The organism is Pectobacterium carotovorum (genome assembly GCF_900129615.1).
Taxonomy (GTDB): Bacteria; Pseudomonadota; Gammaproteobacteria; order Enterobacterales; family Enterobacteriaceae; genus Pectobacterium; species Pectobacterium carotovorum.
In genome coordinates, this window is the sequence record NZ_FQWI01000005.1 from 290,810 (window position 1) to 303,487 (window position 12,678).

At 50.1% G+C, this 12,678-nt stretch carries 9 protein-coding genes, 2 tRNA genes and 1 pseudogene; 8 read left to right on the forward strand and 4 right to left on the reverse strand.

All coding sequences use genetic code 11. The annotated features are described in order from the left end of the window. Positions 1-10 precede the first annotated feature (10 nt). The 4 genes from BUB06_RS12690 to BUB06_RS12705 all read left to right on the forward strand — a co-directional run bounded on the left by BUB06_RS12690 (position 11) and on the right by BUB06_RS12705 (position 6,272). On the forward strand, positions 11-625 hold the full coding sequence (locus BUB06_RS12690) for a TetR/AcrR family transcriptional regulator (RefSeq protein WP_039471411.1): 615 nt from the start codon (positions 11-13) through the stop codon (positions 623-625). 92 nt (positions 626-717) lie between these two features. After that, the gene (locus BUB06_RS12695) at positions 718-1,827 is read left to right on the forward strand and encodes an efflux RND transporter periplasmic adaptor subunit (RefSeq protein ID WP_039471414.1); all 1,110 of its coding nucleotides are present in this window, start codon (positions 718-720) and stop codon (positions 1,825-1,827) included. Continuing rightward, on the forward strand, positions 1,824-4,913 hold the full coding sequence (locus tag BUB06_RS12700) for an efflux RND transporter permease subunit (protein ID WP_039471415.1): 3,090 nt from the start codon (positions 1,824-1,826) through the stop codon (positions 4,911-4,913). Before BUB06_RS12695 ends, BUB06_RS12700 begins: the two co-directional genes overlap by 4 nt. A 111-nt stretch (positions 4,914-5,024) precedes the next feature. Continuing rightward, entirely contained in the window at positions 5,025-6,272 is a 1,248-nt protein-coding gene (locus BUB06_RS12705) for a multidrug effflux MFS transporter (RefSeq protein WP_039471944.1), read from the forward strand. Between the two features lie 70 nt (positions 6,273-6,342). Here BUB06_RS12705 and BUB06_RS12710 read toward each other — a convergent pair whose 3' ends face one another. Both BUB06_RS12710 and BUB06_RS12715 read right to left on the reverse strand, forming a co-directional pair. Next, the gene (locus BUB06_RS12710; RefSeq protein ID WP_039471417.1) at positions 6,343-7,530 is read right to left on the reverse strand and encodes a CocE/NonD family hydrolase; all 1,188 of its coding nucleotides are present in this window, start codon (positions 7,528-7,530) and stop codon (positions 6,343-6,345) included. Between the two features lie 403 nt (positions 7,531-7,933). After that, positions 7,934-8,009, reverse strand: a tRNA-Asn gene (locus BUB06_RS12715). 379 nt (positions 8,010-8,388) lie between these two features. On the opposite strand from BUB06_RS12715, the pseudogene BUB06_RS12720 reads away from it, so the two are divergent. Both BUB06_RS12720 and iraP read left to right on the forward strand, forming a co-directional pair. Next, a pseudogene (locus tag BUB06_RS12720) lies at positions 8,389-8,658 on the forward strand (LysR family transcriptional regulator); the annotation flags it as partial. 390 nt (positions 8,659-9,048) lie between these two features. After that, positions 9,049-9,315: an anti-adapter protein IraP gene (gene iraP, locus BUB06_RS12725; protein ID WP_010308275.1), complete on the forward strand. Its 267-nt coding sequence runs from the start codon at positions 9,049-9,051 to the stop codon at positions 9,313-9,315. Between the two features lie 170 nt (positions 9,316-9,485). Here iraP and cycA read toward each other — a convergent pair whose 3' ends face one another. Then, positions 9,486-10,898: a D-serine/D-alanine/glycine transporter gene (gene cycA / locus BUB06_RS12730; RefSeq protein WP_039471419.1), complete on the reverse strand. Its 1,413-nt coding sequence runs from the start codon at positions 10,896-10,898 to the stop codon at positions 9,486-9,488. Positions 10,899-11,233: 335 nt separating this feature from the next. Here cycA and BUB06_RS12735 point away from each other — a divergent pair. Together BUB06_RS12735 and BUB06_RS12740 are read left to right on the forward strand one after the other, a co-directional pair. Beyond that, a tRNA-Lys gene (locus tag BUB06_RS12735) sits at positions 11,234-11,309 on the forward strand. Positions 11,310-11,775: 466 nt separating this feature from the next. Next, positions 11,776-12,063: a basic helix-loop-helix domain-containing protein gene (locus tag BUB06_RS12740; RefSeq protein WP_010308281.1), complete on the forward strand. Its 288-nt coding sequence runs from the start codon at positions 11,776-11,778 to the stop codon at positions 12,061-12,063. 93 nt (positions 12,064-12,156) lie between these two features. Here BUB06_RS12740 and BUB06_RS12745 read toward each other — a convergent pair whose 3' ends face one another. Then, complete coding sequence (locus tag BUB06_RS12745) at positions 12,157-12,381, reverse strand: DUF2594 family protein (protein ID WP_010279363.1); 225 nt, start codon at positions 12,379-12,381, stop codon at positions 12,157-12,159. Positions 12,382-12,678: the final 297 nt, after the last annotated feature.

The following is a 12,678-nucleotide window of genomic DNA, read 5'->3' on the forward strand; positions in this document are numbered from 1 at the left end:
AGCTTGAAAAATGACTAAACATATGAATACACATCCCCCACGCGGGCCGTCGGACCATAGCGTTCGAGATCAGGTTGTGGAAGCGGCCAAAGAGCACTTCGGACACTTTGGGTATGAAAAGACAACCGTGTCCGATTTAGCCAAAGCGATTGGTTTTTCTAAGGCATATATCTACAAATTTTTTGATTCCAAGCAGGCGATAGGTGAAGTGATCTGTGCCAGCCGGCTGGCGATGATTATGGATATTGTCAATTCAGCAATTGCTGATGCGCCAACGGCGTCAGAAAAACTGAGACGCCTGTTCAGAGCCTTGACAGAAGCGGGCAGTGACTTATTTTTTCACGATCGTAAGTTATACGATATTGCTGCTGTAGCCAGCCGCGATCGGTGGCCTTCGGCAGCGGCACATGAAGAAAGACTACGCCAGCTTATTCAGCAAATTCTTCTGGAGGGACGGCAGTCTGGGGAGTTCGAACGTAAGACGCCACTGGATGAGACGGCGGATGCGATCTATCTGGTCATGCGCCCTTATATCGTCCCCGCTCAACTGCAATATAACCTGGATACGGCAGTGTCCGCTGCGGTGTTACTGTCGTCGTTGATATTGCGTAGCCTGTCACCTTAAGAAGTCTGGCGCATTAAAAATGTGACCATTGACAATATTGGTCACTAGTCGGAGAATGCGGTTTCTGTCCTGCTCATTTAAGAAGGGAACCCATGCTTCGGCTCAAATCCGCCACTCTTGCTGTTTGCCTGTTGCCTCTCGCCCTGGTGGCGTGCGGCGACGCTACCAACGTTGACGATCCACGCAATCAGCCTCCTTTAGTGAGAACGGCTACCGTGGTGAGTGCCACCGAGACGTCGCGCTCGTTTACTGGCGTCGTTGTCGCCCGCATTCAAAGCGACCTTGGTTTTCGGGTGCAAGGCAAAATACTTGAACGTCTGGTTGATACCGGCGAAAGCGTCAAACGTGGTCAGCCTTTGATGCGTTTAGACCCCATCGATCTCAGCTTACAGGCACACGCCCAACAGCAGACGGTTGCCGCTGCGCGGGCTCGTGCCAGACAGGCTACCGATGATGAAGCACGTTATCGTGGCTTGGTTGCCGCAGGTGCCATCTCCGCGTCAGCGTACGATCAGATCAAGGCGGCTGCCGAGACGGCGAAAGCGGAACTGAGCGCCGCGCAGGCTCAGGCTGATGTGGCACGCAATGCGACGGGGTATGCCGTTTTGATGGCCGACGCCGATGGCGTGGTGGTCGACACGCTGGCGGAACCGGGGCAGGTGGTTAGTGCCGGACAGCCTGTTATCCGGCTGGCGCGTGCTGGGCAACGGGAGGCCGTCGTACATCTGCCTGAGACGCTACGCCCCGTGGTTGGGAGCGAAGCCATGGCGATGCGATACGGTTCTGGTAATCCCGCCATTCCCGTGAAACTGCGACTGCTGTCCGACGCTGCCGACCTTCAGACTCGCACGTTTGAAGCACGCTATGTCCTTGAAGGCGCGCTGGCGAACGCGCCGCTCGGTTCTACTGTCACACTCAATATTGCAGAAGATAAGTTATCTGATCCGGTTCTTCAGGTGCCTATTGCCGCGCTTTATGATGCGGGGAAAGGGCCGGGCGTGTGGAGTATTTCGGGTGAGCCCATCAAGGTGTCGTGGCACCCTGTCAACGTACTTGGGTTGGGTGATGACACGGCAAGAGTCACTGGCGGCCTACAGCCCGGTGAACAGATTGTGGCGTTGGGCGCACACCTGCTGCATGAAGGCGAAGAGATCCGCATGGCAGAATCGCGTGCTGCTGACACGGCGGGGAACCGACCATGAGTGAGCTACGGTTCAACCTTTCGGCGCTCGCGGTGCGCGAACGCGCCATCACACTCTTCCTTATTATCCTGATTACCGTGGCCGGTATTCTCTCGTTCTTCGAACTGGGGCGGGCAGAAGATCCACCGTTCACTGTCAAACAGATGACCATTATCTCCGCATGGCCGGGGGCGACCGCTCAGGAAATGCAGGATCAGGTGGCCGAACCGTTAGAAAAGCGTATGCAGGAATTGAAGTGGTACGACCGTTCAGAAACCTACACGCGTCCGGGACTCTCCTTCACCATGCTGTCGCTGCTCGATAGTACGCCTCCTTCACAGGTACAGGAGGAGTTCTATCAGGCGCGCAAAAAGCTCGGCGATGAAGCCAAAAACCTGCCTGCAGGCGTTATTGGACCGATGGTTAACGATGAGTTCTCGGATGTGACGTTTGCGCTCTTTGCGCTGAAGGCGCAAGGCGAGCCTCAGCGTGCGTTGGTTCGTGATGCCGAATCGTTGCGTCAGCGTCTGTTGCATGTGCCGGGCGTGAAGAAGGTCAATATTATCGGGGAGCAGTCTGAACGGATCTTTGTGTCGTTCTCGCATGACCGACTGGCGACGCTGGGGATTTCTCCTCAGGACATTTTCTCTGCGCTGAACAACCAAAACGTACTGACGCCTGCCGGTTCGATTGAAACAGACGGCCCGCAGGTCTTTCTTCGCTTGGACGGTGCCTTCGACACGCTGGAGAAAATTCGCAACACGCCGATTGTCGCGCAGGGCAGAACACTGAAACTGTCGGATGTGGCGACGGTGAGCCGCGGCTATGAAGATCCCGCGACCTTTTTGGTCCGTAATCAGGGCGAGCCAGCGCTGTTGCTGGGCGTGGTGATGCGTGAAGGGTGGAACGGTTTAACGTTGGGGAAAGCGCTGGATGCTGAGACCGCCAGGATCAATGAAGGCATGCCGCTGGGGATGACGTTGTCGAAGGTTACCGATCAATCGGTGAACATCAGTTCGTCCGTTGATGAATTCATGATCAAGTTCTTCGTCGCATTGCTGGTGGTGATGGCGGTGTGTTTCGTCAGTATGGGCTGGCGTGTGGGGATTGTTGTTGCGGCAGCGGTACCCTTGACGCTGGCTATTGTTTTCGTCGTGATGGAAGCGTCCGGTAAGAACTTCGATCGCATCACGTTAGGATCGCTGATTCTGGCGCTGGGGCTGTTGGTAGATGACGCCATTATTGCCATTGAGATGATGGTGGTGAAAATGGAGGAGGGCTATGGGCGCATCAAAGCCTCAGCCTATGCCTGGAGCCATACGGCTGCCCCTATGCTGGCCGGTACGCTGGTAACCGCCGTGGGGTTCATGCCTAACGGTTTCGCGCAGTCTACCGCCGGTGAGTACACCAGCAACATGTTCTGGATCGTCGGCATTGCCCTGATAGCTTCTTGGGTGGTTGCAGTAGTCTTTACGCCTTATTTAGGGGTGAAGATGCTGCCGGAAATCAAAACCGTGGAGGGGGGACATGCCGCTATCTATAACACCCGCCATTACAACCAATTTCGCCGTTTACTGACGCGTGTTATCGCGCAGAAATGGATGGTTGCCAGCACCGTTATAGTTTTGTTTGTTGTGGCTATTCTCGGGATGGGGATGGTCAAGAAACAATTCTTCCCAACGTCCGATCGTCCTGAAGTGCTGGTGGAGGTGCAGATGCCTTATGGTACGTCCATTGAACAGACGAGTGTCACGACGGCGAAGATCGAAGACTGGCTGAAACAGCAGGACGAAGCAAAAATCGTCACGTCCTACATCGGGCAGGGCTCGCCGCGTTTTTATTTGGCGATGGCACCTGAGTTACCTGACCCGTCGTTTGCGAAGATTGTCGTGCTGACGGACAGCCAGGAAGCACGTGAGGCACTCAAGTTTCGGCTTCGTGAAGCGGCAGCCAGCGGCCTCGCGCCCGAAGCACGCGTCCGCGTGACGCAATTGGTGTTTGGCCCGTACTCACCTTTTCCCGTTGCCTACCGCGTCATGGGGCCGGATCCTGCCACATTGCGTGAGATTGCCGATAAAGTGAAAGCGGTGATGCAGGCCAGTCCGATGATGAGGACGGTCAATACCGACTGGGGACCGCGTGTGCCGACGCTGCATTTCACGTTGGATCAGGATCGGCTGCAATCGGTAGGGCTGACATCAAGTTCGGTGGCTCAGCAACTTCAGTTCCTGCTCTCTGGCGTCCCGATTACGTCTGTGCGTGAAGACATCCGTTCTGTGCAGGTAGTGGGGCGCGCCGCGGGGGAGATTCGCCGCGATCCCGCAAAAATAGAAGGCTTTACGTTAGTCGGAGCGGCTGGCCAACGCATTCCTCTGTCGCAGATTGGTGAGGTCGAGGTACGAATGGAAGATCCTGTGCTTCGGCGCCGGGACCGCACACCGACGATTACCGTTCGTGGCGACATCGCCGAAACGCTGCAGCCACCGGATGTGTCCGCGACCATTGTGAAATCATTGCAGCCCATCATTGATACGCTGCCCGCCGGATACCGTATTGAGCAGGCAGGCTCGATCGAAGAATCGGCAAAAGCGACCAAAGCAATGGCACCGCTATTCCCTATCATGATTGCCATCACGCTGCTGATCATCATCCTACAGGTGCGCTCGATGTCGGCGATGGTGATGGTCTTCCTTACCGCGCCGCTGGGGCTGATTGGTGTGGTGCCAACACTGCTGCTCTTCAACCAGCCGTTTGGTATTAATGCGCTTGTTGGGCTGATCGCGCTATCGGGCATCCTGATGCGTAACACGCTGATACTGATCGGACAAATCCACCATAACGAGAAGGAAGGGCTCGATCCGTTCCATGCCGTGGTGGAAGCAACGGTGCAGCGCGCTCGGCCCGTATTGCTGACGGCGATGGCGGCGATTCTGGCGTTTATTCCGCTTACCCATTCCGTCTTCTGGGGCACGCTGGCGTACACGTTGATTGGCGGGACGTTAGGGGGAACCATCATGACGCTGGTCTTCCTGCCAGCGATGTATGCCATCTGGTTCAAAATACGTCCCGATAATCAAACGCATGTCGATAAACCCGTATCGGTATAAACCGTAATTCATATGAAAAGCACTCGCCACACATCACACATTGTGGCGAGTGTCATCCAGCCTGCGGGCGTGGAGCGTATTCCCACGCCAGTCATTGCCGTTGAGGTAACCATGAGTACTGAAAGTACATCCGCTGGAATGATGGCAAAATCCCATTCCTCCGAAAGCCCGCGATTAAGCGGGAAAATTGTCGCGCTATTGGCTGGTCTTTCGGCTATTAGCATATTGTCTACCAATATCATTCTTCCGGCATTTCCCGATATTGGCGAGCAGTTTGGGGCATCTGCTCGTGAACTTGGTCTGACGCTTTCCAGCTTTTTTATCACTTTCTCGCTAGCTCAACTGGTAGTAGGGCCGTTGTCTGACCGCTACGGACGCAAGAAACTGGTATTGGGCGGCCTCTCACTATTCATCGTGGGTACGGTAGTCGGTGGCTTAGCCGGTTCATTTGAAACGCTGATTGTAGGAAGAGTGATTCAGGCGTTGGGCATCTGCGCTGCGGCAGTGTTAGCACGCGCAATTGCACGCGATCTGTTTGACGGTGAAACGCTGGCGCGAGCGCTATCGCTGACAATGATCGCGACAGCGGCGGCTCCTGGTTTTTCACCGCTGGTGGGGAGCGTATTGACTATCACATTGGGGTGGCGAGCGATCTTTATACTGGTGGGCCTTGCCGCTTTTGTCATTGCGGTCTTCTATGCTCACGGGCTGGGAGAAACGCATCCCGCTGAGCGTCGCGCACCGAACTCCATTTCGAGCGTCATCGTGGCGTACGGCAAGCTGATTGTTGATGGGAAGTTTATCCTTCCAGCACTGTCGATGAGTCTGTTGATGAGCGGCTTATTTGCCTCTTTCGGTGCTGCACCTGCGATTCTGATGAGTGGGATCGGTCTATCATCACTACAAGCTGGGCTATATTTTGCCTCCACCGTGTTCGTTGTCTTTGGTGCTGGTATGGCCGCGCCGCGACTGGCTCGCCGTTATGGCCCGAGAAGGATTGCGTCGGCGGGGCTCGCTACCGCGTTAGCCGGTGGGTGTTTGCTGTTGCTTGGGCCGGAATCGCCAAGCCTGAGCGGGTATACCTTGTCGATGATCATCTTCCTCTGGGGAATGGGCTTGGCCAATCCACTGGGTACGGCCATTACGATGGGGCCTTTCGGGAAAGAAGCGGGCTTGGCATCCGCGCTGCTTGGTTTTTTGACGATGGGAATGGCGGCGCTAACAACCTGGCTGGGCTCGGTACTGCCGTTTCCCGCGGTCACAACGCTGGGCGGTATACAGGCGACGGCCTGTCTGATAGCACTGATATTATTTCGCTGTAGTTCGCTGGCGGGATCGAATACACGTTCAAAGGCGTAATGCTATAAAAACACGGGCTTGATTAAACCAATACGGAACCCCCGAAGGGGTTTCCGATGCCATGGCCGATCTACTTTGCAACAACCTCATCATTGATGGCATAGACCGTGCAGTTGGCTGCCCCTTTACGCTGGAATGTTTCACAGCTCTTGACGGCTGCATCAGCGGCCTCACGGCCAGTTCGCGCCCAGTATGCCGTCCCCCATGCCCCGTCCTTGCCTGTCGCAAATGCTTTCTCATAAAGTCGCGCCGCTTCGTATTTTCTGAATGCGTTTTTGCCTGCGTTGTTATTCAGGTTTGCGGGGGAAGCAAGATGCGTTACTGGTAAGGTGACGACTTCCTCGTATGGCAAGTGTTGCTGCGCAAGGAATCCAGCCACAGTTTTCCACCAGAAACTTTCCGGGGCGGTATCCATAAAGACGTGTCCATTCTTGCCAAAAGCCGGCATTTCAATAAATTCGGCTTTACCGCCACCGCTGCGATAGGCCTCATAAAAGGCTTTGCCCATTTCCGGGGTGAACGATTGATCATTACTGGAATAAAGCCACAGAGAAGGGATGCGCGCAGTGAGGCCATATGTGGTGAATGCTTTAATTAGGTCGGGTCTATCACAAAGTGACTTGCCGTCGATGGAACCCCGGCCTCCGTCAAAATTGATGATAGCCTGAACGCCGGGCGGGTTAACTGCGCTGGTTGCCAGAACAGCAAAACCGCCTGCTGACATACCTGCCAGAACCGCTTTATCCGGAGAGGCCCAGGGCTGGCGTCTTATTGCCTCAAGCGCGGCCAGCATATCTCGGGTGTCTTTTTCACCAGCCAGCTTATGCAGCGGTTGCTTACAGGAACCGCCTAAATATTCGGCACCACCGCTTGAATAACCGTATCCCTCCCGCAGAACGGTAACCGCAGCATAACCGTGGCGTGCAAAGGCAAGTGCTGTCGACGATGCACGGTTTGGGTTCATTTCCCAGCGATCGAATTCGGCAGTACCCACGGTTCCATTCGTGATCACCACCACAGGGAGTGTTGTCTGGCTGACTGGTCGGGTGACAAATGCATCGAGTATGGCTGGCTTGCCATTATCCAGCGTTACCTGCAACGAAAGCGGCTCTCTGATCAGGCCTTCGAATTGCTGATGTTGTAGTGAAACATGTTGCAGTGAAACATTCGGTGGTGCGGCGATGGAAGAAAAGGTGATACCAAACAATGCAGTAATGACGGTTACTCTGGTAAAGCTGGCTATAGAGTGGTGTCGCATTTTTGTTAACCTTGGCTGGTGTTTGATGAGGTCTTTTCATTCAAAACTGCCCGATGTATATCAGGTATTCATTCCGGCCTCGACGGCAACTGAAGGTCTATTGAGCTGTGGTTTAAATAAAGGTGTAGGTAATGTGAGTCGGAAACTTTAAAGGGTTTTGCTGATGGTTTTACGTTGCGGATTTTCGTGCTGCTATGGGACAGTCGCTAAGAGATATTTGGGGGTCACTCCGTCATCGAACCAACGTGACCCCGAATCTGACCACCAGATTCTCCCTATGCGTGGCGATTTTTTTCGAGTGAAAACAGAATGTGCGCCGAGAATACTTTTGCACGTGAAGACATTGAATAAAATGATAAAAAAAAATCCCGCTTAAGTTTCCTTAAGCGGGATTTTCTAAATTTGGCTCCTCTGACTGGACTCGAACCAGTGACATACGGATTAACAGTCCGCCGTTCTACCGACTGAACTACAGAGGAATCGGTTAAGTGCGATGGATAATAGCGGGAGCGTTTCGGGTTGTCAAAGGCTGTTATCGCTTGGTGCGTTTGATTGCCGAACTAATAACCAACATATTGAAATTATTGCTCAAGTTGAGCACTGGAAAGCAATGAAATACGTTGATTCGCGGGCGGGTTTGCACCCTAAAATAGCAGGATTTGCTTTAAGATGGTGCAGGTTGGTATTGGCTTGATGGCGGGGTTCCCAGACAAAATCAGGTGTTTTGGTTAGCAGAATCATTGCTTTTCCTTATTTTACCTGTGGCTTATCAATGAGGTATCACTTTTTCTTAGGCATAGAAACATAATATGGCGCGCTTTTTGCTACCTCTTTAGGGTAACTACTCAGGAGGCAGACATGAATCTTAGACGGCTCAAGTATTTTGTGAAAATCGTTGATATCGGTAGCCTGACACAGGCTGCTGAGTTGTTGCATATTGCACAACCGGCGCTGAGCCAGCAGGTCGCGACGCTGGAGAGTGAACTCGAAAAACAGCTGCTGGTACGGAGTCGGCGTGGTGTTACGCCCACCGAGGCGGGGAAAATTCTTTATTCTCATGCACAGACGATATTGTCGCAGTGCGAACAGGCAAAGGATGCGGTGAGTGGTGCACGGCAATCAATGAGTGCGTAAGCGTTAGCCATAGAGCCAGCCATTTCCCGATGGCTGGCTACTCATTAGACTTTGTGGTCAGTTGTACTATCAAAACGGTGTTCTTCCTTATTTTTGTGAAGATCATCACATTCATAGCATTATCGAGCTTCCTCAAAACAGGGATTTTCACTCTTAAAAATAAAATGGTTTTTTAGTTTTTTTATTTATTTGGTTTATTTATCTGCAACTTCATTTTATTGCTGCCGTGTGAATATGATTTCCTTAAAATGGTAATAGACACTAGCGGCCAGGCCATTCACAGTGTTACATTAATCTTCGTTATGTTTTCTCTAATCCTGTGCACCAAGAACAGGTGTTGCCTTATGGGTGTATGACGGTTATTTTTTTGATTAAGGAGTTCAAATGAATAATATCCTCTCTCATCTTTTAATAAAGCTGGCAGAAAAAGAAGTTGGAGAAAAAGCGCTTAACGCGAAGATTGAATCGTTAGAGATGCTGATTTCTGCTATTGTTTCAACACTTGATGACAGTAAAATCAATGAGTTAAATAGAAAGATAGAAGGTGTGGTTGCTGATGCTTCACAGCGGAAGGATGAACATAATTACTTAGCTCTCGAACTATTAGCGAAAAATATCAATCGAATCACAACCGTCCCATTACGGGAATAACTTTCTTATATATCAATGGTGACGACATTAATTGTTCGCATATTAATTTTCTTATATACAATTGAGAATTGTTTATATCCAATAATAGAGAATACTTGTGCTATGCGTGATTTTGCTGAAAAAAATTGAAGGCGCCGACGTTGTCCGCGCCTTTCTTGCGTTTATATCTTTTACTTCACGTCAACAGCCTGCTTTTTCCGACGAATAAACTGATAAGCAATTGCCAGAACAATAAACCACAGCGGCGTGACAATAAGCGCTTGCCGTGTATCTGGTTGTAATGTTAACAGTACAATAACAAAAGCGAAAAAGGCCAGACATATCCAGCACATGAAAATACCCAACGGCATTTTATAGGATGACTCGGCATGTAGCTGAGGGCGCTTTTTACGGTATGTCAGGTAAGAGCATAGGATGATGCTCCAGATGAACATGAATAAAATCGCGGAAACGGTAGTCACCAGTGTAAAGACCGTCATCACGTTCGGAATCAGGTAGATCAGCACCACGCCCGACAGCAAACAAATACAGGAAAACATCAACCCAGTCGAAGGAACCGCGCGTTTAGAGAGCACGCCGAAACTTTTCGGTGCATCGCCTTGTTTCGCCAGGCCAAAGAGCATGCGGCTGGTGGAGAATACGCCGCTATTGGCCGAGGATGCCGCCGACGTCAGGACGACAAAGTTGATCATACTGGCGGCTGCAGGTAGGCCAACCAGTACGAACATTTCCACGAAAGGACTGCGATCCGCCGTAATTGCACCCCACGGGGTGACGGACATAATCATAATTAACGCAAAAACATAAAACATGATGATGCGAATCGGGATGGCGTTAATGGCGCGGGGCAGGACGACTTTCGGATTTTTAGTTTCAGCGGCAGTGGTACCCACCAGCTCAATACCGACAAATGCGAATACGGCGATCTGGAATCCGGCAAAAAATCCGCTTATTCCTTTAGGGAACATGCCACCGTCATTCCAGAGGTTGGTAAAAGAGGCGACGTTTCCTGATGGGGAAGAGAATTGCATCATCACCAGTGCGACACCGACCACGATTAACGCAACGATAGCGACAATTTTGATCATCGCGAACCAGAATTCCATCTCGCCAAACAGCTTCACGGTTGCCAGATTTAGCGTCAGTAATAGCAGAACGCAAAGCAGCGAAGAGACCCACTGCGATAAATCAGGGAACCAGAACTGCGAGTAGGCACTAATGGCTACGACATCGGCGATCCCAGTTACGACCCAGCAGAACCAGTAAGTCCAGCCGGTAAAGAAACCTGCCCATGGCCCAAGGAGGTCAGCAGCGAAATCGCTGAATGACTTATAGTTGAGGTTGGAAAGTAATAGTTCTCCCATTGCGCGCATGACAAAAAACAGCATAAAGCCAATGATCATATAAACGAAGATGATCGAAGGACCCGCCATGCTGATTGTTTTGCCTGAGCCCATAAATAGCCCAGTACCGATCGCTCCGCCGATGGCGATGAGCTGAATATGACGATTAGTCAGATTCCGTTGCAGTCCTTCTCCCTGTTCAGAGGTAAGGTCTGCGGCTTCTTTTGATTGTTCGACCATGTAAGTACACTTTCCTGTTTCTGTCTGTGATGTTTTTTGAGCTCTTTGGCGGCTCTCGTTTACGAAAATCGAAACGAATAAGATAGCGCAACCGCAGTACTTATTACAGCGGATGTCGGAGATAGCCAGGCATAAAGAGGGCGGCTAATGATGTAAGATGATGCTGTATGTTTTTCGCCCTAAAATGAAGATGATATAAAATGATGAGAAGCAGAGATAAATAGGCTGAATAGGTTAACAAAATTACCAATCGCTAACAATTCTATTAACACACATAAAAAATTAATATGAAGTGTTTGACAGGCACGCCGGGGAGGAGAATAATCCTCGCCGTTGGGTCGTTAGCTCAGTTGGTAGAGCAGTTGACTCTTAATCAATTGGTCGCAGGTTCGAACCCTGCACGACCCACCAACAATTTCAATGGTTTATGATATTTATTTCAGTTTGTTATTATTTCATCTTTCTTTGGTTAATTTATTTTTAATTATATCCATTCTTAACATTAACCGTATTTTCTGCGTTAGTTATCCCCGATTTATTCTATTTTTATCACTTTCATAAAAAATCACCTTACTTAATAGCTGTGACTTTTTCGATCATGTTTTATTGATATTCTGCTGTAATGCCAAGTGGATACATAAGGTGTCTGATGACACTGCTGAACGTTATCATTTTTGATGGCGAGAATGTGCCTCATGCGTCCTGAAGAGTGGTGAGAAGGTGCTATGCTTAACGGATGGAATCGTTGACAGATCGTTTATGATGTGACGACTTGTTTGCACAGGGTTGTGTCCATATCCACTGGGGCGGCGTTTAGAGGTAGCTGGAGTTTCCTGGTTAGCCATAAGCAAGTTTCTGCTTGATTTCGGAGGTTCATATGGGATTCGAAAAATTACTGGCTGTCATAGAAAAAAGTCACCAGGATCCAAAATCGGTTATCTCATTGTCTGAACTGAGCCAGGCAATCCATGAGATAATTTGTACGGAAAGTTCAAAAGAGTACAAAATAAATGAATGCTTCACTGAGTTGAGGGAACTGGTTGATGAAAGGAAAGCACTCTCCAGAAAACAGTTCCTGGATAAAGCGTTGGTGATGGAATTAACGCAATATAAAAAGAAAGAAGAGGCACTGCTTTTGAAACTCATCAGTATCGGAAATAAATAGACGAGCGTCTCTATTTTTTAAATTAGGAAGGCAAGGCTAAATATCACTACACCGCCAGATCAAATTATTAAGATGGCGGTGTAGCAAATAGTGCTATTTACGGTAGCTGGTTTTGATTTGTTTAATCGTGTTATCAAAGACAGCGGCTTGCTCGGCATCTTCCAATTGAGCAATATATCTTTCCATATTGATGATAACTTTACCGGCATCCGCCTGGCCGATTGCTTTTAATAACAGCGTAACCATAGCCTTCAGGCAGGTAACCTCATGGGCCAGCGTTTCAGCGGATGCAGCAGTAGAAAAATCTGCGTTGCTCATGTTTTCTCCTCAACAAGAAAAAGATGTTTTCCTTCGTCTGCTGCGGGCGTTACCGCTGACGCGACAGGCAGAACCAGATGGACGGGAGTATAACATAAAGCATATTGTGGATTGATATTATTCGCGGATAAAGCCATTTTAGTGACTGTTTTTTATGCATTTAACTTATTAAAATAGCGTCTATATTTTGGCTGTTTTTTTGTGGTAAAGGCTATAGATGTGTTTTGTTTAATACATATGATGTTCACTATGGACGTTTTTCACTGAATATATTATTTGTATAATATCGTGGCAGAC

Excerpts from the sequence above, each read along its gene's own strand:
- BUB06_RS12690 (WP_039471411.1), top strand. The coding sequence starts at position 11 with ATGACTAAACATATGAATACACATCCCCCACGCGGGCCGTCGGACCAT.
- BUB06_RS12695 (WP_039471414.1), top strand. The coding sequence starts at position 718 with ATGCTTCGGCTCAAATCCGCCACTCTTGCTGTTTGCCTGTTGCCTCTC.
- BUB06_RS12700 (WP_039471415.1), top strand. The coding sequence starts at position 1,824 with ATGAGTGAGCTACGGTTCAACCTTTCGGCGCTCGCGGTGCGCGAACGC.
- BUB06_RS12705 (WP_039471944.1), top strand. The coding sequence starts at position 5,025 with ATGAGTACTGAAAGTACATCCGCTGGAATGATGGCAAAATCCCATTCC.
- BUB06_RS12710 (WP_039471417.1), bottom strand. The coding sequence starts at position 7,530 with ATGCGACACCACTCTATAGCCAGCTTTACCAGAGTAACCGTCATTACT.
- iraP (WP_010308275.1), top strand. The coding sequence starts at position 9,049 with ATGAATAATATCCTCTCTCATCTTTTAATAAAGCTGGCAGAAAAAGAA.
- cycA (WP_039471419.1), bottom strand. The coding sequence starts at position 10,898 with ATGGTCGAACAATCAAAAGAAGCCGCAGACCTTACCTCTGAACAGGGA.
- BUB06_RS12740 (WP_010308281.1), top strand. The coding sequence starts at position 11,776 with ATGGGATTCGAAAAATTACTGGCTGTCATAGAAAAAAGTCACCAGGAT.
- BUB06_RS12745 (WP_010279363.1), bottom strand. The coding sequence starts at position 12,381 with ATGAGCAACGCAGATTTTTCTACTGCTGCATCCGCTGAAACGCTGGCC.